Here is a 25,629-nt window from a genome sequence, read left to right on the forward strand (position 1 = left end):
ACGGAGTGTCAGCTCTTGATGGCGCCGGTGAGCACGCCCTTGGTGAAGTACTTCTGCAGGAACGGGTAGACGAGCAGGATCGGTACGGTGGCGATCACCAGGACCGCCATCTGCACGGTCTGCGGGGCGGTGACGGTGGCCTCGCCGGTCGTGGCGTCGGTGAGCCCGGACCCCGCCACCACGTAGGTGCGCAGGACCTGCTGGAGGGGCCAGTGGTCGCTCTCCAGGTACAGGGAGGCGTAGAACCAGGAGTTCCAGTACCCCACCGCGTAGAAGAGTCCGACGACCGCGAGCGCGGCCTTCGACAGCGGCAGTACGACCGACAGGAGCACCCGCCAGTCCCCGGCCCCGTCGAGCCGCGCGGCCTCGTACAGCTCCTCGGGGATGCCCTGGAAGAAGCCGCGCAGGACGACGAGGTTGAAGACGTTCACGAGGACGGGCAGGACGAGGGAGGCGTAACTGTCCAGCAGGCCCAGCTCCTTGACCAGCAGGAAGCTGGGGATCATGCCGGGCGGGAAGAGGAACGTGAAGAGGATCAGCAGGAGCACCGGCCTGCCGCCGAAGACGCCGGGGCGGGAGAGCGCATAGGCGAGGGTGACCGTGCAGGCGAGGCTGAGCAGGGTGCCGACGAGGGTGACTCCGGCGCTGACGCCGAGGGCGTGCGTGACGATGCCGCCGTCGAGGATGTCGCGGTAGGCATCCAGGCTGGGCTCGGTCGGCCACAGCACCCAGCCGCCGCCTGCCACCACTTCGTCGGTGGAGGCCAGGGACGTGGACACGATCACCAGGAACGGCACGCACACCAGCAGGACGACGGCGACGAGCGCGACGGCCTTGGCCGCCTGGGTGACGGGCTTCGGCTTCTCCAGCCAGCCGGGGCGGGCGGGGCGTGTCTCCCGGACGCGTCGGACGGGCCGGACCGGCCCGGAGCGGGTGCTCACCTGTAGACCCCCTGTTCGCCGAGGCGGTGGGCGACCTTGTTGGCGGCGTACACGAGCAGCGCGCCGATGACGCCCTTGAACAGGCCCGCGGCGGCGGCGAATCCGTAGTCGCCGCCGACGACGCCCTGGTAGTAGACGAAGGTGTCGATGATCTCGGCGGCCTCCGGGCCGACCGCGTCGCGCTGGAGCAGCATCTGCTCGAAGCCGACGGAGAGGATGTCGCCGAGCCGCATGATGAGCAGCAGCACGATCACCGGGCGGATGGCGGGCAGGGTGACGTGCCAGAAGCGCCGCCAGGGGCCGGCGCCGTCGATCGCGGCGGCCTCGTACTGCTGCTCGTCGACCTGGGCGAGCGCGGCGAGGAAGATGATCGTGCCCCAGCCGGCGTCCTTCCAGATGACCTGGGCGACGGTGAGCGACCGGAAGGCGTCGGGGTTGCCGATGATGTCGACGGTGCTCAACCCCATGCCGTCCAGCGAGGAGTTGAGCAGTCCCGTGTCGCCGAGCACCTGCTGGAACAGGGCGACGACGATCACCCACGAGATGAAGTGCGGCAGATACGCCACCGACTGCACGAAGCGGCGGACGCTGCTGCGGGTGAGGCTGTGCAGGAGCAGGGCGAGCGCGAGCGGCACCGGGAAGTAGAAGACGAGCTGGAGGACCGCGATCCAGAGCGTGTTGAGGACGGCCGCCCAGAACGCCCCGTCGTCGAACATCCGTCGAAAGTTGTCCGCGCCGACCCAGGGGCTGCCCCAGATGCCGTCGAACGGGACGTATTCCTTGAACGCGATGAGGTTGCCGGCCAGCGCGCCGTAGTGGAACAGGAGGAAGTAGGCGAGGCCGGGGAGCATGAGCAGCAGGAGAGCCCGGGAACTCCGGTTCCTTCCCCGTCTCTGAAAACCTTTTCGCCCTGGCGGTGCGCCGTTCGCTCGACGGCGATCCGGTCCAACCTCCTCTTTACCTGTGTGTTCCCGTAGTACAGCGGCCACGGGTCCCCCTCACGTCTCGAAGTCGGAGTGAGGGGAAGTTAAAACGTTTTCATCAGAGCGGTCAACAGCCCTGACAGGAAGGACTGTTGGCCTGGTGACCGGATCCGGCCGTCCCGCTTCCGCGGTTTCACACCGCCTCACCCGTCCGTACAGGACTTCTCCGCAACGTTCGCAGTCCGGAACTCGCCCCTCCATTTGACATGTCATTGACACGGCTTTGGGGGGCCTTGGTAGACAGTTGCGCCCGGCGATTCCTGTGCGACCCCTGTGCTCACGGGGAACAAGGAGCCCTTCATGGCAGCCTTAGACCACACCCGCGTCCGTATCCGCCTCCGCCGCGTCCGCCTGCGCCGTTTCCGACTCCGTGCCGCCCTGGTCGGCGCCGTGGCGACGGCCATGATCATCGGCACCGCACCCGCCACCCCCGCCAGAACCGCCGAGGCGAGACCCGCGGCCGCGGTCGAACCCGACACCAGCGATCCCCGCGACGGCTGGAGACCCGCCAGCGAACGCGCCGAGGACGAGGACGACCCCGGTTTCCTGGAGCGTCTCTTCGGCGACGACGAGGACGGCGACGAGATCGGCCGGGGCGACGACCCCGAGCCGCCCCGCATCGGCCTGGACCGCTCCCGGGGATCGGCCTCCCTCACCCACCGGGGCGTCACGGGCGACGCCGTGGGCGTCCGTATCGCCGCACCCCGCACCACGCACGCCACCGGCGCCGACCTCTCCTGGAGCGCGTACCGGGGCAAGGGCCTGCGGGAGTACGAGGTCCACCGCTCCACGAAGAAGGACTTCACCCCCACCGACGAGACCCTTCTCGCCCCCGTCGACCGCGACACCCGGACCTTCGCCGACCGCACCGCGCCCCCGGCGTTCGACGGCGAGGGCAGCGGCGACGGCGACGGTGAGGGCCGCACCTACCACTACCGGATCGTCGTCCGCACCCAGCAGGGCAAGCTGCTGGCCGGCCCCGCCCGCACGGTCGAACTGCCGCCCCTGGGCCAGGTCGCCGAGGGGACGAAGCTGCTCGCCGCCCCCGAGGGCGAGACCTACTTCCTGCCGTACACGCCGGCGCGGATGATCCCCGGCGAGAAGGCCACCGTCGAGGCCACGCTCACCAACACCACCGACACGGTGTGGAAGAAGGGCGAGCGGGTCCTGTCGTACCGCTGGACTCTGGACGGCAAGGACGTCACCAACCTCCTCAACAAGGACGCGACCCCCCTGCCGAAGGACGTGCGGCCGGGCGAGACGGTCGCCTTCGACGCGGAGCTGAAGGCCCCGGTCCTGGTCGACCCGCTCGACAAGCGGCTCACCTTCGGCCTGGAGTGGGACCTTCGGGACAAGGCCACCGGCGACTGGCTGTCCGAGACGGACGGGGTCCCGCCGTCGAAGCACGAGGTCACCGCCGAGTACCCGACCTCCGACCAGCTCGGTCTGGAGGACTTCCACTCCTATGCCGGCAAGAACACCGGCGCGGGTTCGGCGCTGATGAGCAACCTTCACGCGGGCAACGCGGTGTGGTCGTACAACGCCTTCTCGAACCCGTCGCTCGGCTTCTCGACCTTCCTGCGGCTGGCCTACAACTCGCAGGACGCCTCCAGCACTCCGGCCGGTTTCGGCTGGTCGCTGCAGGCCTCCTCGCCGGTCCGGCTGGGCACGCCTCTGGACTTCCATCCGGCCGCGCTGCTGCCCAAGCAGATCACGCTGACCGACGGCGACGGCACCAGCCATGTCTTCAGCAAGAACAAGAAGGGCGAGTGGGACTCCCCCGCCGGCGTCCACTTCCGGGTCAGGCAGCTGGAGAAGGACTGTCTGCTCCACCCCCACCAGCGCGAGGCCTGGGAGTTCCTGCGCCCGGACCGCACCCGGTTCCTCTTCGACTGCCAGGGCTATCCGAGTGCCCAGGTGGACAAGAACGGCAACCGGATGGAGTTCACGTACGAGGAGCGGCTGCTCGGGCACCCGTCGAAGCTGCTGAAGTACGTCACCGACGCCGAGGGCCGGCGCACGCTCACCGTCGACTACTGGGAGAAGGGCGAGGCGTACTCGTACGTCGACAAGGACGGGAAGGTGAAGGAGGGCAAGCATCTCCTCAACCCGTTCATCATCGACAAGGTTCGGTCGGTCACCGACATCTCCGGGCGCCGGGTCGACCTCACCTTCACGGAGAAGGGCCTGCTGGCGCGGCTGACGGACGGCGCGAACGCCGAGGACAAGCTGCGCAAGGTCTTCAGGTTCGAGTACGGCAAGGAGTTCGACCACCCCGGCGTGAAGCTGGTCCAGGTCACCGACCCGCGCGGCAACGCCTCGAAGGTCGACTATGTCGGCCCGCACGACGACAAGGACCAGCTGCACTACCTGGGGTACACCAAGACGGTCACGGACCGGCTCGGCGGTGTGACCAAGTACCGCTACAAGGACCCCGACGGCCATGACGGCAAGGGGACCGAGACGGTCGTCACGGACGCCGAGGGCAACCCCAGCACCCAGCTGCTGGACGGCTACGGCCGTCCCGTGAAGCTCACCGACGCCAAGAAGCGGACCACGAGGCTGGGTTGGGACGCGGACAACAACGTCACGCGTCTGGAGGAGAACAACGGCGCCGCCCGCACCTGGAGGTACGACCCCAAGACGGGCTATCCGCTGGAGAGCCGGGACGCGGAGTCGGTGAAGAACGACCGGCCCGCCGCCACGCTCACCTACGCGACCGGTGAGAACGGCTATATCGCCGACCTGGTGCGCCGGGTCTCCCCGGAGGGCCGTACCTGGCGGTTCGGCTACGACGCACGCGGCAACATGACCTCGGTCACCGACCCGAAGGGCGTGGAGAGCGAGCCTGCGGACGACTACACCTCCACCAACGCCTACGACGCGCGGGGACGGCTCGTCTCCGCGACCGACGCGGGCGAGCACACCACGAAGTTCGAGGACTACGACCCCTCCGGCTATCCGCAGGTGATCGTCGACGCCCTCGGCAACCGCACGCTGACGACGTACGACGTGCGCGGCAACGTCACCGAGGTCGAGGAGGCCGACGGGGCGACGACCACGCAGACGTACGACGTGTTCGCGCGTCCGCTGGAGAACCGCAGGCCGAAGGACCAGCAGGCGGGTGAGTTCATCGTCACGCCCGCGCCGAAGTACGACGTGAACGACAACACGCTCGTCTTCACCGCCCCCAACGGGGTGTCCAGCAGCAGCCAGTTCGACGCCGCCGACCAGCTGCTGAAGTCCAGCCAGCCCGGTGACGAGGAGGGCGCGCCCCCACGGGTGTCGACCTTCACCTACGACAAGGTCGGCAACCAGCTCACCTCGACGGAGCCGAAGGGCAACCTGACCGAGAAGCCCGGCGACTTCACCTCGACGACCAAGTACGACGAGGTCTACCAGCCGATCGAGGCGGTCAACGCGGCGGGCAAGCGCGCCTCGGCGGTCTACAACGACGTCGGTGACCTGGTGAAGGTCGTCGATGCCCGCAAGAACGAGACCGACGACCCCGACGACTACACCACCAAGTTCCGCTACGACCTCGACCACCGGCTGCTGGAGACCACCGACGCGATCGGCAAGTCGACGACCAGCACCTACGACTGGGACGGTCTGACCACCGCCACCACCGACGCGGACGGCAACCGCACCGAGCTGGTCCTGGACGCCCGCGCCGCGCTGGTCGAGGCGCACGTCCCGCACGACGACGGCGTCACACGCAAGACCCGGTTCGAGTACGACGAGGTCGGCAACCAGACCCGGGTCATCACCCCGCGGGGCATGGAGACCGAGGACCCGAAGGACTTCGCCACCGAAACCGTCTACGATGAGCTGAACCGCGTCAAGGAGACCCTGAGCCCCTTCGACCCGGACGACGACCGATACAACACCCCCGACCGGACGACGTACGAGTACGACGCGCTGAGCAGGCTGAAGAAGGTCAGCGCCCCGCCGTCCGAGGGCCAGAGCATCCGCAACGAGACCGAGTACACCTACTTCGACACCGGCTGGATCAAGACGTCGGTCGACGCCTTCGACATCAAGAACACCTACCGGTACAACGACCTCGGCCAGCAGATCCAGAACACCCTGAGCAGCGCGGGCGATTCGGTCTCCCGCACCCTCAACTCCTCCTTCTACCCGAGCGGCGCCCTCAAGTCCCGCTCGGACGACGGAGTCCCGGTGGGCCTTCAGGTCGCCCTGGTCGACAACAGCGACATCAACAACACGGCGCAGCAGGGCACGTGGGCCGCGGTCGACGCCGAGGGCTCGTACGGCTACAACGCCCAGACGCACGCGCCCGGTGCGGGCGAGGACCGCTTCGTCTGGCAGCTGACGATCCCGCAGGCCGGCGACTACACGGTCTACGTCCGGTACCCGAAGGTCGACGGGGCGGCGAAGGACGCCTCGTACGAGATCAAGCACAAGGACGGCACCGAGACCAAGACCCTCGACCAGAGTGAACTCCCCGGTGAGTGGCGCTCCCTGGGCAAGTACGCCTTCGCCGAGGACACCGGTCAGGCCATCACCCTCACCGACAAGGCGACCGGCACGGTGGTCGCGGACGCGGTCCGGCTGGTCCGCGACTACGAGGGCGACACCGACAACGAGAAGAAGGACTTCTCCTACCGGTACGACGCCAACGGCAACCAGGTCGAGATCACCGACAACAGCCCCGGCGTCGAGACCGACCGCTACACCCTGGCCTACGACGAACTCAACCAGCTCACCGAGGTGGTGGAGCACGACGGCGACAGCGTCCGCGACAAGACGGCCCTGACGTACGACGCCAACGGCAACACGCTGACGACGACCCACGACCTGACCTGGAGCAAGCTGGACTACGACCCGCTGGACCGGGTCGAGCGCATCACCAACGCGTCGTCGCCGACGGCGGCCGACCGCCAGATCACCTCGGTCGAGTACACGGCCCGGGGCGAGCTGGCGAAACAGACGAAGCCGAACGGCAACGTCCTGACCGTCGACTACTACCTCGACGGCGCGACGAAGAAGACCACGGAGCGGCAGTCCGACGACACCCTCGTCGCCGAGCACGCCCTGAAGTACAACGCCAACGGCCACAAGGTCGAGGACGTCCTGAAGCTGATGGACGCGGACGACCACGGCTCCACGATCGACAACACGTACGCGTACACGTACGACCCGCAGGACCGCATCGCCAAGGTCGCGAAGACCGGCGACGACGAGAAGACGGAGGAGTACCGGCACGACGCGGCCGGAAACGTGGTCTGGCAGACGGTCGACGACACGACCACCACCCACCGCTACGACCGCAACCGCCTCCTGACCTCCACGGCGGACGGCGCGTCCTCGACGTACAACTACGACCCGCTGGGCCGCCTCGACACCGTCTCCTTCGGCGGCGAGACGATCCAGAAGTACCGCTACGACGGCTTCGACCGTCCGGAGTCGATCACGTCGGGCACCGGTGACGCGGCTCGGACGACCCGTATGACGTACGACGCGTTCGACCGCACGGTGAAGGAGGCGGTCGGCAGCGGCGACGACGCGAAGACCACCCTCTTCACCTACCTGGGCATCACCTCGAACTCCCTGCGGGAGGAGGTGACGGACGAGGGCGTCACGTCCTTCCAGTACGCCTCCTGGGGTCAGAAGCTCACCCAGATCAAGGACGAGGAAGACGATGAGGGCGCGGCCCCGGAGACCACGCAGTACCTCTACCACCCGCACGGTGACGTGGAGGCGCTGACCGACAAGGACGGCGACACCAAGACCACGTACGGCTACACGGCGTACGGCAAGAACGACACGGCCCAGTTCACGGGCGCGGACAAGCCGGGGGCGGGGGGCGAGGCCGCGGAGCCGTACAACTCGTACCGCTTCAACGCGAAGCGCTACGACACGACGTCCGGCACGTACGACATGGGTTTCCGCACCTACGACCCGGGCCTGAACCGCTTCCTGACCCGTGACATGTACGGCGGCGCCCTGGCGGACATGGGCCTCGCCACGGATCCCTTCACCGGCAACCGCTACGCCTTCGCCGGCGGCAACCCGATCTCCTTCATCGAGATCGACGGCCACCTGTTCGGCCTCTCCTGGTCCGACATCGGCCACGCGGCGTTGGACGTGGTCGGCCTGATCCCGGTGGTCGGCGAGGTCGCTGACCTGGCCAACTGCGGCTGGTACGCGGCCGAGGGCGAGTACGTCGACGCGGCCCTGTCCTGCGCCTCGGCGATCCCGTTCGCGGGGTACGGGGCGACGGCGGCGAAGGTGGCGAAGTACGGGGACGAGGCACTGGAGGCCCTGGACACGGCCAGCGACGTGGGTCGCAATGTGCCGTCGGGCGCGGCGACACCGCCGACGAGCAGCGCGAATCCGCCGCCTGCCGGCGCCGCCGATCCCCCGCCGGCCGGCGCCGCGGACGCACCCCCCACGGGCGGCGCCAACCCCCCGGCGGCCGACGCCCCGGCCCCGGCACCGGCCGCTCCCAATCCCCCGGACGCACCGCCGGCCAGTGGTGCGACCTGCAGGGTGGGGAACAGTTTCGCACCGGGCACGAAGGTCCTGATGGCCGACGGCACGACGAAACCGATCGAGGACGTCGAGGTCGGCGACAAGGTCAGGACGTCGGACGTGGAAACGGACGGCATCCAGCCCCGCACGGTGACCAACACGATCACAGGTGACGGCACGAAGCACCTGGTCACCCTCACGGTTGACACGGACGGCCGCACGGGCAACGAGACGTCCACCATCACAGCCACCGACGGCCACCCCTTCTGGTTGCCCGACGTGGGCCGCTGGGTGGAGGCCGGCGACCTGGAGCCCGGGCAGTGGCTGAGCACAGGGAGCGGCAGTTGGATCCAGGTCACAGCCTCCCGGGCGCGGGCAACACAGGCGACGGTCCACAACCTGAGCGTCGAGGGCATACACACCTACTACGTCCTGGCGGGGGCCACTCCGGTCCTGGTGCACAATGCTGACCCGGGTTGCGCCAACAAGCTCAGGGAGGCCCTCAACAATGCCGGCGACTTGGAACCGGCGACACCTCACTCCCCGCACCACATTGTGGCAGGAAACTCACCAAAGGCCGCGCCCGCAAGGGCGCAGCTGGATAGATTCGGAATCGGCGTAAACGATGCCGAGAACGGCGTCTGGCTGCCGCGGAGCAGTTCATCTCCCAACCCGAACGGGTTGTCGGTGCACTCGAAGATTCACACAAACGACTACTACGCCTACGTGAACGACTTGATGAGTGGAGCCAGGAACAAGAGTGAGGCACTTGACGTCATAGACCACGTCAGACGGCAACTGCTCGGCGGCCACTGGCCGTAGGCCGCAAGCGCCCGCCCGCCGAGTGATTGGCGGGCGGGCACCGGTCAGGTGCGTACCGCTGGGCTCGAAAGGTGATCGCCTATGAAACAGCAGGTAGATTCGGCGGAACGCACCGCCCGTCGACTTGTCGAGGAGATGGATGATCTAGATGCATCGCTCTCGGGGCTGACTCGGCTGGTGAGACGATTTTCGGCGATCGAGTTCGAGGTGCCGGAACTCCCCGACGCAGACGGATACCTCTTCCAGTACGGCAAGGTCAACTGGTTCCCGGAGCCCACCTTCACTCTCGGCATCGTTCGACAGCTTGAAATCGGTGACGCGACCGGTAAACACGAGGCTTTTGTCCAGGTTCAATTCGAATTCAGGTACTCCTTGGATGACGACCTTGATTCTGCAGGCAGTCATTCGGAGTGGTGGTTCCCCGGCGGTGAGGTCTCGTTCGACAACTGGTTGGATTCCGTGGGTCGGGCGCCGATTTCGAGCCTTCTCGCCACGAAGAAGCCACGTGATTTCGCGATCTGGCAGGAGCTGGTTTAGCCAGAGGCACCGCGCCGTACGGCCACGGACCGCCGAACGACGATCACCCCCGCTGCCCGCATGACCACATCCGCGCCGGTGGCGCTTACCCCACGACCCGCCCGTTCAGCACCACCCTCGACGGGGCCCCCAGCACACGAACATCCGTGCGGGGGTCCCGTTCGTACACCACCAGGTCGGCAGGGGCGCCCTCGTCCAGGGCGGGGCGGCCCAGCCACGCGCGGGCGCTCCACGTGGTCGCCGCGAGGGCCTCGACCGGCGGGATACCGGCGGTGACCAGTTCGGCGACCTCGGCGGCGACCAGGCCGTGGGCCAGGGAGCCGCCCGCGTCCGTGCCGACGTACACCGGGATGCCCGCGTCGTAGGCGTTGCGGACGGTGTCGTAGCGGCGTTCGTGGAGGCGCATCATGTGGGCCGACCAGTTCGGGAACTTGGTCTCGCCGCCGGCCGCCATGGAGGGGAAGGTGGCGATGTTGACGAGCGTGGGGACGATCGCCACGCCTCGCGAGGCGAACAACGGGATCAGGTCGTCCGTCAGGCCCGTCGCGTGTTCGATGCAGTCGATGCCCGCCTCGACGAGGTCGCGGAGGGACGACTCCGCGAAGCAGTGCGCCGTCACGCGGGCGCCCAGGAGGTGCGCCTCCGTGATCGCCGCCTCGACCGCCTCACGCGGCCAGCACGGCGACAGGTCGCCCAGCCCCCGGTCGATCCAGTCCCCCACCAGCTTCACCCAGCCGTCCCCGCGGCGGGCCTCCTGGGCGACGTACGCGACCAGTTCGTCCGGCTCGATCTCGTGGGCGAAGTTGCGGATGTAGCGCCGTGTGCGGGCGATGTGGCGGCCGGCCCGGATGATGTTCGGCAGGTCGTCACGGTCGTCGATCCAGCGCGTGTCGGAGGGGGAACCCGCGTCGCGGATCAGGAGGGTGCCCGCGTCCCGGTCGGTCAGCGCCTGTTTCTCGGCGACGTCCTCCGGGACCGGGCCGTGCGGGCCGAGGCCGACGTGACAGTGCGCGTCGACCAGGCCGGGGAGGGCCCAGCCCTCGACGGTACGGATGTCCTGGGCGCCGGCCGGGCGGTCGTACGACACCCGGCCGTCGATCACCCACAGCTCGTCCCGGACCTCCTCGGGTCCGACCAGGATCCGGCCCTTCACATGCAGCACCGCGCGCTCGCTCATGCACCGCACCTTAGTCAGCGCGCCGTTACGCCAGAAAGGTGCGCCCTCCTCAGTCCTTGCCGCCCACCTGGTCCGACGTCTCCTCCTCGACGTCCGCCATCGCCGGGTCCAGCAGACGCGACAGGAAGTGCCGCGTCCGCTCGTGGCTCGGGCTGCCGATGACCTGGGACGGGGGGCCTTCCTCGACGATCACGCCGTCGTCCATGAAGACGACCCGGTCGGCGACCTCCTTCGCGAAGGTCATCTCGTGGGTCACCACCATCATGGTCATGCCCTCCTGGGCGAGCATGCGCATGACCGCCAGGACGTCACCCACCAGTTCCGGGTCGAGGGCCGAGGTCGGCTCGTCGAAGAGCATCACCTCGGGGCCCATCGACAGCGCGCGGGCGATCGCCACGCGCTGCTGCTGGCCGCCGGAGAGGGAGGCGGGGTAGGCGTCCGCCTTCTCCGACAGGCCCACCCGGGACAGGTTCTCCGCCGCCACCTTCGCCGCCGTCGCCTTGTCCCGCTTCAGGACCCGGCGCTGCGGCAGCGTGAGGTTCTCGGTCACCGTGAGGTGCGGGAACAGGTTGAACTGCTGGAAGACCATGCCGATCCGGCGGCGCACGGCGTCGATGTCGACGTCGGGGTCCGTCAACTCCGTGCCGCCGACGAAGACCTGGCCCTTGGTGGGTTCCTCCAGCAGGTTCACACACCTGAGCAGGGTCGACTTGCCGGAGCCGGACGGGCCGATGACGCAGACCACCTCGCCCCGCCCGATCTCCAGGTCGATGCCCTTCAGCACCTCGTTGTCACCGAACGACTTGTGCAGACCGCTTACTTGGATCTCGGGCCGGTTCATTTCACGGCCTCCTGGGCCTTCGCCTCCATACGGCGTACGACGAAGCCGAGCGGGATGGTCACCAGCAGGTAGCACAGGCCGGCGACCAGGATCGGCGTGGAGTTGGCCGTGGTGCTGGCCAGGTCGCGGCCGAACTTGGACAGTTCGCGCTCCTCCAGGGTGACACCCAGGAAGAGGACGAGGGAGGAGTCCTTGAAGAGCAGGACCAACTCGTTGGTGAGCGGCGGAAGGATGATCCGGAACGCCTGGGGGATGATGATCGAGACCATCGCCCGGGCGGGAGAGAAGCCCAGGGAACGGGCTGCCTCCATCTGGCCTTTGGGGACCGCCTGGATGCCCGCGCGGATCGTCTCCGCCATGTACGCCGCCGCCACCAGGCCCAGCGCGAGGGCCACCTTGCCGTAGGTGCCGCCGGGGATCTCCGTGCCGGGGAAGGCGAGCGGCACGGCGACGCCGATGAAGATGAAGATCAGCAGGGCGGGCAGGCCCCGGAAGATCTCGATGTACACGCCGGCGAACCAGCGGTACGGGCCCACCGACGACAGCCGCATCAGCGCGATGACCATGCCGAGGACGAGTCCGAAGGCGAAGCCGGACAGCGTGTACAGCACGGTGTTCTTCAACGCCAGCGTGATGACGTCGGGGAACATCTGCTCCGCGATGTCCCACTGGGCGAACTGGTTCTTCAGCCGGGCCCAGTCCGCCGACGCCGCGAAGGCGACGACGGCGGCGACGAACAGCGCGTACTGCGCGCCCCGGGAGAGGGTGCGCTTCTGGCTCCGGCTGAGGCCCTTCTTCTTCGGCTGGAGCGCTGTGTCCGAGTCGGTCCCGCTCATGAGGCCGACGGGGAGGCCGAGGCGGCGCTCTCGTCGTACGGGCCGATCCACTGCTCGTACAGCTTCTTGTACGTGCCGTCGGCCTTGGCCTCCGACAGCGCCTTGTCGATCGCCGCGAGGAGCTTGCTGTTGCCCTTCTTCACCGTGAAGCCGTACTGCTCGCCGGTGTTGATCTGCTCGGCGACCTCGAAGGAGGCGGCGTTCGCCTTGTCCTTCAGCCAGCCCTGGACGACCGGGTAGTCGATGATCACGGCGTCGACCTGCTTGGTGCGCAGGCCGTTGAGGACGGCGTCGGAGGACTCGAAGGAGACCGGGTCGAGGCCCTTGCTCTTGGCGTAGTCCTCGCCGGTGGTCTGTGCCTGGGTGCCGACCTTCTTGCCCTTGAGATCGGCGAAGGAGCCGACGCCGGCGCTCTTGTCGGCGAGGACGGCCTGGGTGGCCTCGAAGTACGGGTCGGAGAAGTCGACGTTCTTCTTGCGCTCGTCGGTGATCGTCATGCCGGCCGCGGCGAGGTCGCACTCGCCGGAGTTCAGGAAGGCGCCCGTCTTGAAGTTCTCGAAGGGGGTGTCGAGGATCTCCTGCTTCACGCCCAGGTCCTCGGCGACGAGGTCGATCAGGGAGACGTCGAAGCCCTGCACCTTGCCGTCGATCTCCGACTGGAAGGGCGGGTACGGGAGGTGGGTGCAGGTCGTGAGCTGACCGGCCTTCACCAGTTCGACCCCGCCGGCCGCGGTCTTGGTGCCGCCGCTGCCGCCGTCGTCCGAGGAACAGCCGGCCACGAGCAGCAGTCCGGCCGCGGCGGTGGTGGCGGCCAGGATGCGGGTCCGGCGTCCGGGGACCGAGTTCACGGGGAGACCTCCTGAGGGGGAACTGAGACAACCGGTGCTTGAGACAACCGATGATAAGGAAATGTTTGGCTCGCTCAAACTATTCCCATGGCTGGCGGGCCGCTTGACCTCGGATGTCATCGGTGAGGGGCGCCCAGGTGCCGTCGGTACCCTCGACACCATCTACCCCGTCAGTGAAGAGAGCACCCCGTGACACACCCGTTTCTGGATCTGGCCCCGCTGAGCGCGTCGCACTTCGCCTCGATCGAGGACCGGGTGGCCCGGCTGCTCTCGACCGAGCAGGACGTCGTGATCACGCAGGGCGAGGCGCTGCTGCCGCTGGAGGGGGCGATCCGCGGGGCCGCCGGGCCCGGTACGACGGCGCTGAACGTGATCACCGGTCCGTACGGGCAGACCTTCGGGGACTGGCTGCGGGACTGCGGGGCGAGGGTCGTCGACCTGGCGGTGCCCTTCCACACGGCGGTGACGGCCGGGCAGATCCGGGAGGCCTTCGCCGCGCACCCGGCGATCGACTTCGTGTCGTTGGTCCATGCGGAGGCGGCGACCGGCAACACCAACCCGGTCGCGGAAATCGGGGAGGCGGTCCGCGAGCAGGGCGCCCTCTTCTACCTGGACGCCGTCGCCTCCGTCGGCGCCGAGCCGGTGCTGCCCGACGCGTGGGGTGTCGACCTGTGCGTCATCGGGGCGCAGAAGGCCATGGGCGGTCCGGCCGGGGTGTCGGCGATCTCCGTGAGCGAGCGGGCGTGGGCGCGGATGGCCGCCAACCCGCGGGCGCCCAGGCGGTCGTACCTCTCCCTCCTGGACTGGAAGGAGCGCTGGATCGACGGCGGCCGCCGCGCACTCCTCCACGCGCCCGCCCAGCTGGAGATGCTCGCTCTGGAGGCCTGTCTGGAGCGCATCGAGGCGGAGGGGCTCGACGTGGTCATGGCCCGGCACACGTCCGCCGCCGCCGCGACCCGGGCGGGGGCGCTCGCCCTGGGCGGGGGCCTGGAGCCGTACGTCCACGAGGCGGCCGACGCCGCGCCGGTCGCCACGACGCTCCGGGCGCCCGCCGGGGTCGACGCGTCGGAGCTGGTCGCCAAGGCGCTGGCCACGGACCCCGCGCTGCCGCTGGCCGCGGGCGGTGGCGCCCTCGCACGGGAGATGGTCCGCGTGAACCACTACGGCCCGGACGCGACCCCGGGTGCCGTGCACTCCAGCCTCGCGGGACTGGGGGCGGCGTTGGCGGAGTTCGGCATCACGGTCGATCTGGAGCGGGCCCGTCGCGCGGCGGCGGAGGCCCAGGCATCGGCGTAGGCGTAGGCGTAGGGAACCGATCCACCGAGGGAATTGCGGGCCACTTTAGGACGAGAATTCAGTGGAATTCGAAGAACAGAATCCCGTATTCTTCTGCCCGCTATCCTCTCGCCTAAACGCAAAGGTTTCGCGAACACCGACGGGGCTGATTCGGGCAGATCTCGTGAGGGTTACGCACGTGTGACCGACTCCACAACGCGCCCATTTTGCGCGGTAATATACGGGCAGACTACCTCATATCGACCACGCCCACGTGGATCACTCGCGCCCGCGTGATAACACGTGACCCGCCCATGCGTAACCCCATGCGGCGATGCAATTCGAAATTCCCATGGGTAAATTCAAGCCCTATGACTGCCGCACACGCAGAACCACAGACGGAAATCGCGGAAGGGATTCGGATCGATCGCCCGGACGTGGCGGACGGCGCTGCGCTGTGGCGTATCGCGCGAGACTCCGGATCCCTGGACCTGAACTCCTCGTACAGCTATCTGCTGTGGTCCCGGGACTTCGCCGACACCTCGGCGGTGGCGCGGGACGCGACCGGGGAGCCGGTCGGGTTCGTGACCGGGTACGTGCGGCCGCAGCGGCCGGACACCCTGCTCGTGTGGCAGGTCGCCGTCGACGAGGCGCACCGGGGGCTCGGGCTCGCGGCCGCCCTCCTGGACGGGCTGACCGAACGGGTCGCGCGCGAGCACCCGCTGACCACCGTCGAGACCACCATCACACCGGGCAACACCGCCTCCGAGCGCCTGTTCGCCGCGTACGCCGAACGTCATGGCGCCGGCGTCGAGCGCACGGTCCTGTTCGAGGCGGGGGACTTCCCGGACGGCCCGCACCAGCCCGAGGTCCTCCACCGCATCGGCCCGCTGTCCGCCTGAGCCCTTGAGCCCCTGTCCGCCTGAGCCTTGAGCCCCTGAGCCCTTGAGCCCCTGGCGGGCCGAGCCCGAGCCCCCACCCCCTCACTCAGCCCCCTCACTCCCCCTTCCCCTCCCCCCACGCACCGAGGAGCGATTCGACGTGACCATCACCCAGCCCGACCTGAGCGTCTTCGAGACCCTGGAGTCCGAGGTGCGCAGCTACTGCCGCGGCTGGCCCACCGTCTTCGACCGCGCGCAGGGCAGCCGCATGTACGACGAGGACGGCCACACGTACCTGGACTTCTTCGCCGGCGCCGGTTCACTCAACTACGGCCACAACAACCCCGTACTCAAACGCGCGCTGATCGACTATCTGGAGCGGGACGGCGTCACCCACGGTCTCGACATGTCGACGACGGCGAAGCGGGCGTTCCTGGAGTCCTTCCAGAATCTCGTGCTGCGCCCGCGCGACCTGCCGTACAAGGTCATGTTCCCGGGGCCGACCGGCACCAACGCGGTGGAGTCGGCGCTGAAGCTGGCCCGGAAGGTGAAGGGCCGCGAGGCGATCGTCTCGTTCACCAACGCCTTCCACGGCATGTCGCTCGGGTCGCTCGCCGTCACCGGGAACGCCTTCAAGCGGGCCGGGGCCGGCATCCCGCTGGTGCACGGCACCCCGATGCCGTTCGACAACTACTTCGACGGGCAGGTCCCGGACTTCCTGTGGTTCGAGCGGCTGCTCGAGGACCAGGGGTCCGGGCTGAACAAGCCCGCGGCCGTGATCGTCGAGAGCGTCCAGGGCGAGGGCGGCATCAACGTCGCCCGCCCGGAGTGGCTGCGCGCGCTCGCCGCGCTGTGCGAGCGGCAGGACATGCTGCTCATCGTCGACGACATCCAGATGGGCTGCGGCCGGACCGGTGCCTTCTTCTCGTTCGAGGAGGCGGGCATCACGCCCGACATCGTCACCGTCTCCAAGTCCATCAGCGGCTACGGCCTGCCGATGTCGCTGTGCCTGTTCAAGCCGGAGCTGGACATCTGGGAGCCGGGCGAGCACAACGGCACGTTCCGCGGCAACAACCCCGCCTTCGTGACGGCGACGGCCGCCCTGGAGGCGTACTGGGCGGACGGTTCCGCCATGGAGAAGCAGACCCGCAAGCGCGGTGAGCAGGTCGAGCAGGCCTTCATCTCCATCACGGAGGAGAACCTCGCCGATGTGAAGGAGTACCGGGGCCGCGGCCTGGTGTGGGGCCTGGAGTTCCACGACAAGGAGCGCGCGGGACGGGTGGCCAAGCGGGCCTTCGAACTCGGGCTGCTGGTCGAGACGTCCGGCCCGGAGAGCGAGGTCGTCAAGCTGCTGCCCGCCCTCACCATCACCCCCGAAGAGCTCGACGAGGGCCTGCGCGTCCTCGCCAGGGCCGTGCGGGAGACCGTCTGAGACCACCGCCGACCGGCAGCGACACCAGTCGGAGAACCCCATCAGAGAAACACCGATCAAGGAGGCATCGCGACACCGTGATCGTCCGTTCGTTCAAGGACATCGAAGGAACCGACCGGCATGTGAAGGCGGCGTCCGGCACCTGGGAGAGCAAACGGATCGTGCTCGCCAGGGAGCGGGTCGGCTTCTCCCTCCACGAGACGATTCTGTACGCGGGTACGGAGACGGCGATGTGGTACGCGAACCACGTCGAGGCCGTCGTGTGCGTCGAGGGCGAGGCCGAGCTCACCGACCAGGAGACCGGGCGGAGTTACACGATCACGCCCGGGACCATGTACCTCCTCGACGGCCACGAGCGGCACACGCTGCGGGTCAAGGAGGACTTCCGCTGCCTCTGCGTCTTCAACCCGCCCGTCACCGGACGTGAGGACCACGACGAGAACGGCGTCTACCCGCTGCTCACCGAGCCCGAGGAGGTGTGACATCACATGACCACGACCACGACCATGCACACTGCCACCACCGTTCCCGACCTCTACCCGAGCCGCGGGGCCACCGAGGTGACGGTCCCGCGTCAGGACCCGGTCGTCTGGGGCTCCCCCGGCACGCCCGGCCCGGTCTCCCTCGCCGATCTCCAGGCGTACGAGCGTGACGGCTTCCTCGCCGTCGAGGAGCTCATCGCGCCGGACGAGGTCGCCGTCTACCGGCAGGAGCTGGAGCGGCTGGTGACCGATCCGGCGATCCGCGCCGACGAGCGCTCGATCGTCGAGCCGAAGTCGCAGGAGATCCGGTCGGTCTTCGAGGTGCACCGGATCAGCGAGCTGTTCGCCCAGTTGGTGCGCGACGAGCGGGTCGTCGGCCGGGCCCGGCAGATCCTCGGCTCGGACGTGTACGTCCACCAGTCACGGATCAACGTGAAGCCCGGTTTCGGCGCGTCCGGCTTCTACTGGCACTCCGACTTCGAGACCTGGCACGCCGAGGACGGCCTGCCGAACATGCGGACCGTGTCCGTCTCGATCGCCCTGACCGAGAACTACGACACCAACGGCGGCCTGATGATCATGCCGGGGTCGCACCGGACGTTCCTCGGCTGTGCGGGGGCCACCCCGAAGGACAACTACAAGAAGTCCCTGCAGATGCAGGACGCCGGCACCCCGTCCGACGAGGCGCTGACGGCCATGGCCTCCGAGTACGGCATCAAGCTGTTCACGGGCAAGGCCGGTTCGGCGACCTGGTTCGACTGCAACTGCATGCACGGCTCCGGCGACAACATCACGCCGTTCCCGCGCAGTAACGTCTTCATCGTCTTCAACAGCGTGGAGAACGCGGCGGTCGAACCGTTCGCGGCGCCGGTACGGCGACCGGAGTTCATCGGCGCACGGGACTTCACGCCGGTGCGGTGAGTCCGTCGACACCTTGACCGGGCCGGGCGGCCGCTACCCCTGAGCGGCCGCCCGGCCCTTGTGCGCGTCCCGGCCGGCTACGGCGTCACAGCGCCGGGTAGTCCGTGTATCCCTTCGCGTCGCCGCCGTAGAAGGTCGCGGGGTCGGCCTCGTTGTACGGGCCGCCCGCCTTCAGCCGGGCCGGGAGGTCCGGGTTGGCGAGGAAGAGCTGACCGAAGGCGACGAGGTCGGCGGTGCCGTCCTCGACCAGGGTCAGGGCGTCGGGGCCGGTGGGACCGTCCGTCGCCGGGTTGAGGATGAGGGTGCCGGAGAACAGCTTGCGCAGCCGCTGGGTCAGCTCACGCCGGCCGGGGGCCTCGCCGATGTGCAGGTACGCCAGACCGAGCGGTGCCAGGGCCTCGACGAGCGCGGTGTACGTGGGCTCGGGGTCGGGCTCGCTGATGTCGTTGAAGGGGTTGCCGGGCGAGAGGCGCAGCCCGGTGCGGTGGGCGCCGATCGCCTCCGCCACGGCCTTCACGGTCTCCACGGCGAAGCGGGCGCGGTTCTCGTCGGAGCCGCCCCACTCGTCGTCGCGCCGGTTGGAGCCGGGTGCGAGGAACTGGTGGATCAGATAGCCGTTGGCGCCGTGCAGTTCGACTCCGTCGAAGCCGGCCTCGACGGCGCCGCGCGCCGCCGCCGCGAAGTCCTGGACGGTGTCGAGGATCTCGTCGTGGGTCAGCTCGCGCGGGGTCACGAAGTCCTTGGGGCCTTCGTGGGTGTACACCTGCCCCTGTGCGGCGACCGCCGAGACGCCGACGGGGTGCAGGCCGTCGGGGAGCAGTACGGGGTGGCCGATGCGGCCGGCGTGCATCAGCTGGGCGAAGATCCGGCCGCCGGCCGCGTGCACGGCGTCGGTGACCTCGCGCCAGGCCGCGATCTGGTCCTCGTGGTGGAGCCCCGGGGTGTTCGGGTAGCCCTGGCCGACGTGGGACGGCTGGATGCCCTCGGTCACGATCAGGCCGGCGGAGGCGCGCTGTGCGTAGTACTCGGCGGTGAGGGCGGTGGGGAGACCGCCTTCGGCGGCGCGGCTGCGGGTCATGGGCGCCATGGCGACGCGGTTGGCGAGCCGCGTGCCGGACAGGTCGATGGGGTCGTAGGCGGTGGTCACGGTCACTCCTGGTGAAGGGATTATGTGGTCGGCCAATGAATCCAACCGAGGAGCACCCTAACCCATTCCTTGGTCGGCCAATCTTTTTTCCCGGGCAGGTACCCTTGGGCTCACAGGCCGAGCTGACCAGGGAGTTCTCGATGGAGGCCACGGAGAGATGTGCCGCCGCGCTGCCGTCCGCGGCGCGGGGCGGGCCGGTGAGCCACGCGGTCTCCCGGGTGGCCCGGCTGCACCGCTACGCCGCCGGGCGGCTGTTGCGGGGGCTCGGGCTCCACCCCGGGCAGGAGCTGGTGATGATGCGCCTCTGGGAGGACGGACCGGCGCGGCAGTCCGACCTGATCCGGCTGCTGGACCTCGATCCGTCGACGGTGACGAAGATGCTGCAGCGGCTGGAGCAGGCCGGGCACGTGCGACGGCGGGCGGATCCCGCTGATCGGCGGGCCGTCCTCGTCGAGGCGACGGACGCGAGTTGTGCGCTGCTGGAGAAGGTCGAGCGGGCCTGGGGGGAGCTGGAGGAGCAGACGCTGGCGGGGCTCGACGCCACCGAGCGTCAGCAGTTCCTGAGGCTTCTGGCCCGCGTCGAGTCGAATCTCTGCACGGAGTCGGCGGAGCGTTGAGGCGCCCCTCGGCCCACCCCTCACAACCAGGCCAGTGACGCCGCCCTCTCCAACACGTTCCGTGCCGCGACCTCGTCCCCCGTGATCGCCCTCGGTACGTCTTCCGGGGCGAACCGGCCGCCCACCAGGAGGCAGAAGTCGATCGGGTCCAGGGTGAGTTCGGCGCGTGCGGGCTCGGCGTCGGAGCCGAGGAACCAGCGGGTGTCGGTGGGGCGGGTGACCTCGAAGAGGACGGGGGGCGCGTCGTGGAGGGCGAGGCCGAGGATGCGGACGGCCAGGCGGACCAGGGTCCCGAGGTGTTCGTCCGGGGGCGGGGGGACGGCGATGCCGACGGCGCGGCCGATGTCGTCCGTGTGGATCCACGCCTCGAAGGCGCGGATCACGAAGTGGTCGGCGACCGGCAGCCGGAGGTCCATCACCGTGACGGCGCGGGCGGCGAGGTCGAGGTCGCGGGCCTCGGGCGTGGCCAGCAGCGCGGCGGCCTGCGCGGCCCAGGTGGCGACGGTCTCCGCCGGCGTACGCCCGTGCTCGTGGGCGATGACGTCGGCGGTGCGCCGGGCCCACGCCTCCCCCGCCGGGATCCCCTCCGGGAGGTGCGAGGCGGGCAGGGGCGCTTCGACGCCGAGATGTACGCCCAGGTGCTCGTCGGCGGCGACCAGGTGCGCGACGGTGGCGTGCGCGTCCCAGTCGTGGACGACCGGCGTGCCCCAGCGGCCGTCCAACTCCGGGACCAGCGCGTGGAGTCCGGCCACGGCGGCGGCGTAGGGGGCCGCGTGGTGGGCGACCTCGGCGGCGCGGGCGCGACGGGAACGGAGGGCCAGCGCGAGAACCTCGTCCGCGCTCCCGTTCACGGCGCCGCGCGAGAAGGCTCCGGGGGTTCCCCTCGGAGCGTCGGCCCGCCCGCCGTTCGGCGCACTACGCGGCACGGCACCCGAGCCACGGGCCGGGTCGGCACCCGGACCGGGGAGCGGCACGGCCGCCCTCGTACCGCCCGGCAGGGCACCCTCCGCACCGGTCGGCGAGGCTCCGGTTCCCTTGTCCGGCAGGGCATCCGGTCCCGGTGTGCCGTCCAGCAGGCGCACGGTGTCCCGGAGCCGCTCGGCCTCCGTCGCGCACTCCTCGCACGTGGCCAGGTGCAGGGGGACGGACCTGTCGTCGCCGGGTGGGAGCGCGCCGACCGCCCAGGCGGCCAGCAGCTCCCGTACGCCGTCGTGGTCGTTGGTCATCGCGCGCCGCCCTTTCGCCCTGCCATGTCCACGATACGCAGGACCCGCGTGGTCCGGACGGTCATGTGCGCCCCCATCACGCGCCCCTCACCGTCGCGGGGTCCGGTGGGTCCGCGAGGGACTCCGCCAGTTTGCGCAGGGCCGAGCGCAGCCGGGTCTTCGCGGTGCCCTCGGGTATGCCGAGTTCGACGGCGGCCTGGCGGTAGGTGCGGCCCGCGAAGTAGGCGAGGTGGACCACCTCCCGCTGCGGGCGCGGGAGTTGGGCGAGGGCGGTGTGCAGCAGGAGGGAGCGCTCGCGGTCGACGACCGCCTCGTCCGGGCCGGGTCCGGTGTCGGGGATGGAGTGCAGCGCCGAGTCGTCCGCGTGGGCGTCCTTGCGGTGCCGGGCCTCGCCGCGCACCCAGTCCACGGCCCGCCGGTGGGCGACCATGGACAGCCAGGTGCGCAGCGAGCCCCGTCGCGCGTCGAAGCCGTACGGTCTGCTCCACAGCTGGGCGAAGACCTCCTGCGCCACGTCCTCGGCCGCCGCCGGGCTGCGGGTGACGCGGACGGCCACCCGCCGGACGAGTCCCCCGTACGCCGCGTACACCTCACGCAGCGCGGACTCGTCCCCGTACACCAGCCGCCGATGCAACTCCACATCGATGGACGGCTGTTCGAGCGTCGGCTCCACCGGCACCACCACCTCGTGAAGCCTTCCTAGCGTTCTCGCGCGGTCCGCGCCAGTGGGTACGGGAAGTCAGCCGGACAGGACGTCCAGGAGCCGGTCGACGTCCGTCGGCGTGTTGTACAGGTGGAAGGCGGCCCGCAGATGGCCCGCGCGGTCGGAGGTCTCGACGCCCGCCCGGCTCAATTCCGCCTGCCGGTGGCCGAGTCCGGGCACCGAGACGATCGCCGAGCCGGGCGCGGGCACGGGCTCGTGACCCAGTTCGGCGAGGCCGGCGCGGAAGCGGTCGGCCAGCGCGAGATCGTGATCCCGTACGTTCGCCACGCCCAGCTCCTCGACCAGCGCGAGGGAGCGGCGGGCACCGGCGTACGAGAACAGGCTGGGGCTCTCGTCGAACCGGCGGGCGGAGCGGGCGAGTTCCTTGACGGGGCCGTAGCAGCTGTCCCACGGCTCCTCCCCCGCGGCCCAGCCGGCGAAGAGGGGGGTGAGTCCGCCGAGATCCTCCGGGACGACGAGGAAGGTCACCCCGCGCGGACAGAGGAGCCACTTGAAGCCGACGGACACGACGTAGTCGTACGCGTCCGCCTCGATCGGCAGCCAGCCGGCGGACTGCGACGCGTCGACGTACGTACGCGCCCCGTGTGCCCGGGCGGCCTCCCGGATCGCGCCAAGGCCGGCGATCCGGCCGTCGGCGGACTGCGCGGCGCTCACCGCGACGAGCGCCGTGCCGGGCCGCACCGACTCGGCGACCCGCTCCAGCGGCACCTGGCGCACCTTGAGGTCGCCGCGTACGTGGAAGGGGCTCACCAGGGAGGCGAAGTCGCCCTCGGCGGTCAGCACTTCCGCGCCCTCGGGCAGCGAGGCGGCAATCAGCCCGCTGTAGACGGCGACCGAGGCGCCGGCCGCCACGCGGCGGTCCGGCACCCCGACGATCCGGCCGAAGGCCGCCCGCGCGGCCTCCACGTCGGCGAACATGTCCTGTGGCCGCCCGGCCGCCACCGACTCGGCACCGGCCTTCAGCGCGTCGACCGCCCGGGCGGGCAACAGCCCGGTGCTGGCGGTGTTCAGATAGGTGTTCTTCGGGGCGAACTCGGTCCGGACGAGGCTCTCGAAGGTTTCCATGAGACCACTGTGGGGCCGCACGGACCCCACGTCCATTGAGATGTTTCGCGTGCTTTCCCCAAGTGCCGCTTATACATCCCTGCCGACCTGGACCGCGGCGCCCCTCAAGGGGTGACTACTGAGGCACGGCACATCCATCCGGCCCGCAAGCCTCCGCGCCCTCCGCCGCCACGACCTTCAACGGCGCCGGCCTCTCCCCCCACGCCTGGGCGAGAGCCTTCTCGAACACCTCGGCGGGCTGCGCCCCGGAAACCCCGTACTTCCGGTCCAGCACGAAGAAGGGCACCCCGTTCGCGCCCAGCTCCGAGGCCTCCCGCTCATCGGCGCGGACGGCGTCGGCGTACGCGGCCGGGTCGGCCAGCACCTTGCGCGCGGCCTCCTCGTCGAGCCCCGCCTCGACGGCCAGCTCGATCAGATACGCATCGGCGTCCGCGTACACGGACCGCTCCTCGGCGAAGTTCGCCCGGTAGAAGGCCTGCAGCAGCTCGCTCTGCCGGCCCTGCTCCTTGGCGAAGTGCAGCAGGCGGTGCATGTCGAAGGTGCTGCCGTGGTCGCGGCCCTCGGCCCGGTAGGCGAGCCCCTCGGCGGCGGCCTGCTCGCGGAGGTTGTGCTCGCCGGCCTGGGCCTGCGCCTGACTCATCCCGTACTTCTTGGTCAGCATGGTGAGGACCGGCTGGATGTCGTCCTTGGCCCGGCCCGGGTCGAGCTCGAAGGAGCGGTGCACCACCTCGACGCCGTCGCGGTGCGGGAAGGCCGCGAGCGCCTTCTCGAAGCGGGCCTTGCCCACGTAGCACCAGGGGCAGGCGATGTCGCTCCAGATCTCGACGCGCATGGTGTCAGCTCTCTCCAGGTCGTACGGGTACGGAGACGCCCTCCGCTTCTACGGTCGATGAACGTTCAAGCAGCCCGGCTCATTCCCCGGTCACCGTGAAAGTGAGCAGAAGGTGACGGTCACCCGGGGCGGGCGGGCTGTGCGGATCGGGGCTCCAGCCCAGACCCGCGTAGAAGGCCCGTGCCCGGTGGTTGTCCACAGGGACGGAGAGGCCCGCCGTGCGCTTGCCGTCCGCCCGCCACTCCTCCTCGCAGGCCGCGTGCAGGGCGCGGCCGGTGCCCCGGCGCCATCGGTCGGGGTCGACGTGGAACTGCGCCAGGTGCACGGTGTCGGCGGGCGCGCCGTCTGCCGTGCGGAAGGAGGCGACGGCTGTGATGCGGCCGTGCTCCACGGCGCACAGGACGTGGCCGTCGGGGCGTTCGATGGCCCGCCGCCAGGAGGCGAGCCAGTCCGTGGCGTCGTCGGGGGCGGCGTCGGGGGCGCCGTCCGGGTGGTACGTCGCGCGGGCGCGGGTGTGCAGTGCGGTGATGGCCGGGGCCTCGGCGGGGAGCGCGGTTCTGATCACGCGCGCGCCTGTGACTCGGGTCACACGGTCCTTGATCATGTCGGGGAGGACGCGGCGGGCGGCGGAGCGGTTCCCGGGAGTTTTTCGCCCCCGCCGCCCCTACCCGTCCCATCCCCAGGGGCTGCGCCCCTTCGACCCCCGCTTGCGTGCGCCTGCGTCTGCGGGACGGTGGGGGCTTGTCGCGCAGTTCCCCGCGCCCCTGACGGGGCGCTCAGCCATCCGCCCCATCCCAGGGGACGCGCCGGCGACGGGGCGCTCAGCTGCCGTTTCTCAGGTCGTTCGGCCAGGTGGGGCGGAAATCGAGCTCGTCGTACGTCACCACGCAGCCCTCGCCCATCGGGGACTGGGTCATGAAGCCGACGAGGGCGGCTCCGCTCTCCCGCTCGCCGGCGAGGGTGAAGAGGCGGACGAAGGTCCACTGCTTGCCGTCGCGGGAGGCGTGGAAGGCGAAGGCCCGGCCGGTGCGGCTGACCCGTAGCCATACCGAACTGCCCTCCACGGTGAAGGAGTTGGCGTCGTCCGAGTACCCCCGGGTGACCACCGTGCACACGGTCGGCACGTCCGGCGAGTACTCCAGGCACAGCTTCGCCCAGGCCCGTTCCCCCACGTGCACATAGAGCACGCCCGCGTCGAACCCGGCGGCGAAGCCGACGGTGACGCGGGCTATCAGCTGGAAGTCCCCCTCCGGCGCCCCCAGCAGCCGGGGCGCGTCCGAAGCGGGATCCAGTCCCTCACCGGTGGGCGGCACGAACCGGTCCTGCCGAGCCCCGGCCCACCCGGTGAGCACCCCGTCCTCGTACGACCAGTGCCCATCGGGGCCGTAGGTACGGAGAGGGAACGGGAGTTCGGGGATTTCGAGGTCCATTGGGGGATTCTCGCAGCTCCCGACCCACGACAGCAGGCCTTTGGGGGCGCGGGGAACCGCGCGGGCGACCACAGCCGCCCGCGCAGCCCGAAACGAACCGAACCCCAACGGGGC

21 protein-coding genes are annotated in these 25,629 nt (G+C 69.8%); 8 read left to right on the forward strand and 13 right to left on the reverse strand.

Annotation, left to right across the window (positions count from 1 at the left end):
* Positions 1-8 precede the first annotated feature (8 nt).
* Both ACWD26_RS06480 and ACWD26_RS06485 read right to left on the reverse strand, forming a co-directional pair.
* A complete protein-coding gene (locus tag ACWD26_RS06480; RefSeq protein WP_451266846.1) occupies positions 9-941 on the reverse strand; it encodes a carbohydrate ABC transporter permease in 933 nt (310 codons plus the stop codon).
* Positions 938-1,792 (reverse strand): ABC transporter permease, encoded by an 855-nt coding sequence (locus tag ACWD26_RS06485; RefSeq protein ID WP_451266848.1) that lies wholly within the window; start codon positions 1,790-1,792, stop codon positions 938-940. Before ACWD26_RS06485 ends, ACWD26_RS06480 begins: the two co-directional genes overlap by 4 nt.
* 432 nt (positions 1,793-2,224) lie before the next feature.
* Here ACWD26_RS06485 and ACWD26_RS06490 point away from each other — a divergent pair, with 432 nt between their 5' ends.
* Together ACWD26_RS06490 and ACWD26_RS06495 are read left to right on the forward strand one after the other, a co-directional pair.
* The gene (locus tag ACWD26_RS06490) at positions 2,225-9,244 is read left to right on the forward strand and encodes a golvesin C-terminal-like domain-containing protein (RefSeq protein WP_451266850.1); all 7,020 of its coding nucleotides are present in this window, start codon (positions 2,225-2,227) and stop codon (positions 9,242-9,244) included.
* Between the two features lie 81 nt (positions 9,245-9,325).
* Entirely contained in the window at positions 9,326-9,781 is a 456-nt protein-coding gene (locus tag ACWD26_RS06495) for a hypothetical protein (protein WP_451266852.1), read from the forward strand.
* An 85-nt stretch (positions 9,782-9,866) separates the two neighbouring features.
* On the opposite strand, the gene ACWD26_RS06500 is transcribed toward ACWD26_RS06495, so the two are convergent.
* The 4 genes from ACWD26_RS06500 to ACWD26_RS06515 are packed head-to-tail and all read right to left on the reverse strand — an operon-like array spanning position 9,867 to position 13,483.
* Positions 9,867-10,958 (reverse strand): amidohydrolase family protein, encoded by a 1,092-nt coding sequence (locus ACWD26_RS06500; protein WP_451266854.1) that lies wholly within the window; start codon positions 10,956-10,958, stop codon positions 9,867-9,869.
* Positions 10,959-11,007: 49 nt separating this feature from the next.
* On the reverse strand, positions 11,008-11,799 hold the full coding sequence (locus ACWD26_RS06505) for an amino acid ABC transporter ATP-binding protein (protein ID WP_451266856.1): 792 nt from the start codon (positions 11,797-11,799) through the stop codon (positions 11,008-11,010).
* Positions 11,796-12,635: an amino acid ABC transporter permease gene (locus tag ACWD26_RS06510; RefSeq protein ID WP_451266858.1), complete on the reverse strand. Its 840-nt coding sequence runs from the start codon at positions 12,633-12,635 to the stop codon at positions 11,796-11,798. The genes ACWD26_RS06505 and ACWD26_RS06510 overlap by 4 nt, the downstream gene beginning before the upstream one ends.
* A complete protein-coding gene (locus ACWD26_RS06515; protein ID WP_451266860.1) occupies positions 12,632-13,483 on the reverse strand; it encodes a transporter substrate-binding domain-containing protein in 852 nt (283 codons plus the stop codon). The genes ACWD26_RS06510 and ACWD26_RS06515 overlap by 4 nt, the downstream gene beginning before the upstream one ends.
* 189 nt (positions 13,484-13,672) lie before the next feature.
* Between ACWD26_RS06515 and ACWD26_RS06520 the strand changes: the two genes are divergently transcribed.
* The 5 genes from ACWD26_RS06520 (at position 13,673) to thpD (ending at position 18,474) form a co-directional block, all read left to right on the forward strand.
* The gene (locus ACWD26_RS06520) at positions 13,673-14,779 is read left to right on the forward strand and encodes a pyridoxal-phosphate-dependent aminotransferase family protein (RefSeq protein WP_451266862.1); all 1,107 of its coding nucleotides are present in this window, start codon (positions 13,673-13,675) and stop codon (positions 14,777-14,779) included.
* A 350-nt stretch (positions 14,780-15,129) separates the two neighbouring features.
* Positions 15,130-15,660, forward strand: a complete 531-nt coding sequence (ectA, locus tag ACWD26_RS06525; protein WP_451266864.1) for a diaminobutyrate acetyltransferase — start codon at positions 15,130-15,132, stop codon at positions 15,658-15,660.
* A 139-nt stretch (positions 15,661-15,799) separates the two neighbouring features.
* On the forward strand, positions 15,800-17,071 hold the full coding sequence (gene ectB / locus ACWD26_RS06530) for a diaminobutyrate--2-oxoglutarate transaminase (protein ID WP_451266866.1): 1,272 nt from the start codon (positions 15,800-15,802) through the stop codon (positions 17,069-17,071).
* 77 nt (positions 17,072-17,148) lie between these two features.
* Positions 17,149-17,553 carry an ectoine synthase gene (locus ACWD26_RS06535; protein WP_451266867.1) on the forward strand — a complete coding sequence of 135 codons (405 nt, stop codon included), beginning with the start codon at positions 17,149-17,151 and terminating at the stop codon, positions 17,551-17,553.
* Positions 17,554-17,559: 6 nt separating this feature from the next.
* Positions 17,560-18,474: an ectoine hydroxylase gene (gene thpD, locus ACWD26_RS06540; protein ID WP_451266869.1), complete on the forward strand. Its 915-nt coding sequence runs from the start codon at positions 17,560-17,562 to the stop codon at positions 18,472-18,474.
* An 85-nt stretch (positions 18,475-18,559) separates the two neighbouring features.
* Here the strand turns inward: thpD and ACWD26_RS06545 are convergent, their stop codons facing one another.
* Entirely contained in the window at positions 18,560-19,621 is a 1,062-nt protein-coding gene (locus ACWD26_RS06545; RefSeq protein ID WP_451266871.1) for an alkene reductase, read from the reverse strand.
* Positions 19,622-19,761: 140 nt separating this feature from the next.
* On the opposite strand from ACWD26_RS06545, the gene ACWD26_RS06550 reads away from it, so the two are divergent.
* Positions 19,762-20,238 carry a MarR family winged helix-turn-helix transcriptional regulator gene (locus ACWD26_RS06550; RefSeq protein ID WP_451266873.1) on the forward strand — a complete coding sequence of 159 codons (477 nt, stop codon included), beginning with the start codon at positions 19,762-19,764 and terminating at the stop codon, positions 20,236-20,238.
* 20 nt (positions 20,239-20,258) lie between these two features.
* On the opposite strand, the gene ACWD26_RS06555 is transcribed toward ACWD26_RS06550, so the two are convergent.
* From ACWD26_RS06555 to ACWD26_RS06580, 6 genes are all read right to left on the reverse strand, one after another.
* Positions 20,259-21,464: a zf-HC2 domain-containing protein gene (locus ACWD26_RS06555; protein WP_451266875.1), complete on the reverse strand. Its 1,206-nt coding sequence runs from the start codon at positions 21,462-21,464 to the stop codon at positions 20,259-20,261.
* A 76-nt stretch (positions 21,465-21,540) separates the two neighbouring features.
* Positions 21,541-22,149 carry an RNA polymerase sigma factor gene (locus tag ACWD26_RS06560; protein WP_451266877.1) on the reverse strand — a complete coding sequence of 203 codons (609 nt, stop codon included), beginning with the start codon at positions 22,147-22,149 and terminating at the stop codon, positions 21,541-21,543.
* Between the two features lie 54 nt (positions 22,150-22,203).
* On the reverse strand, positions 22,204-23,253 hold the full coding sequence (locus ACWD26_RS06565) for an aminotransferase class V-fold PLP-dependent enzyme (protein WP_451266879.1): 1,050 nt from the start codon (positions 23,251-23,253) through the stop codon (positions 22,204-22,206).
* Between the two features lie 115 nt (positions 23,254-23,368).
* Complete coding sequence (locus ACWD26_RS06570; RefSeq protein ID WP_451266881.1) at positions 23,369-24,085, reverse strand: DsbA family oxidoreductase; 717 nt, start codon at positions 24,083-24,085, stop codon at positions 23,369-23,371.
* Between the two features lie 79 nt (positions 24,086-24,164).
* Complete coding sequence (locus tag ACWD26_RS06575; protein ID WP_451266883.1) at positions 24,165-24,689, reverse strand: N-acetyltransferase family protein; 525 nt, start codon at positions 24,687-24,689, stop codon at positions 24,165-24,167.
* Between the two features lie 217 nt (positions 24,690-24,906).
* Positions 24,907-25,515, reverse strand: a complete 609-nt coding sequence (locus ACWD26_RS06580; protein ID WP_451266885.1) for a DUF1349 domain-containing protein — start codon at positions 25,513-25,515, stop codon at positions 24,907-24,909.
* Positions 25,516-25,629 lie beyond the last annotated feature (114 nt).

The sequence above is a fragment of the Streptomyces sp. NPDC002787 genome, from assembly GCF_053592095.1.

Coding starts and splice junctions, on each gene's coding strand:
- ACWD26_RS06490 (WP_451266850.1), top strand. CDS start 2,225: ATGGCAGCCTTAGACCACACCCGCGTCCGTATCCGCCTCCGCCGCGTC.
- ACWD26_RS06555 (WP_451266875.1), bottom strand. CDS start 21,464: ATGACCAACGACCACGACGGCGTACGGGAGCTGCTGGCCGCCTGGGCG.
- ectA (WP_451266864.1), top strand. CDS start 15,130: ATGACTGCCGCACACGCAGAACCACAGACGGAAATCGCGGAAGGGATT.
- ACWD26_RS06500 (WP_451266854.1), bottom strand. CDS start 10,958: ATGAGCGAGCGCGCGGTGCTGCATGTGAAGGGCCGGATCCTGGTCGGA.
- ACWD26_RS06570 (WP_451266881.1), bottom strand. CDS start 24,085: ATGCGCGTCGAGATCTGGAGCGACATCGCCTGCCCCTGGTGCTACGTG.
- ACWD26_RS06505 (WP_451266856.1), bottom strand. CDS start 11,799: ATGAACCGGCCCGAGATCCAAGTAAGCGGTCTGCACAAGTCGTTCGGT.
- ACWD26_RS06565 (WP_451266879.1), bottom strand. CDS start 23,253: ATGGAAACCTTCGAGAGCCTCGTCCGGACCGAGTTCGCCCCGAAGAAC.
- ACWD26_RS06580 (WP_451266885.1), bottom strand. CDS start 25,515: ATGGACCTCGAAATCCCCGAACTCCCGTTCCCTCTCCGTACCTACGGC.
- ACWD26_RS06495 (WP_451266852.1), top strand. CDS start 9,326: ATGAAACAGCAGGTAGATTCGGCGGAACGCACCGCCCGTCGACTTGTC.
- ACWD26_RS06485 (WP_451266848.1), bottom strand. CDS start 1,792: ATGCTCCCCGGCCTCGCCTACTTCCTCCTGTTCCACTACGGCGCGCTG.
- ACWD26_RS06550 (WP_451266873.1), top strand. CDS start 19,762: ATGGAGGCCACGGAGAGATGTGCCGCCGCGCTGCCGTCCGCGGCGCGG.
- ACWD26_RS06510 (WP_451266858.1), bottom strand. CDS start 12,635: ATGAGCGGGACCGACTCGGACACAGCGCTCCAGCCGAAGAAGAAGGGC.
- ACWD26_RS06575 (WP_451266883.1), bottom strand. CDS start 24,689: ATGATCAAGGACCGTGTGACCCGAGTCACAGGCGCGCGCGTGATCAGA.
- thpD (WP_451266869.1), top strand. CDS start 17,560: ATGACCACGACCACGACCATGCACACTGCCACCACCGTTCCCGACCTC.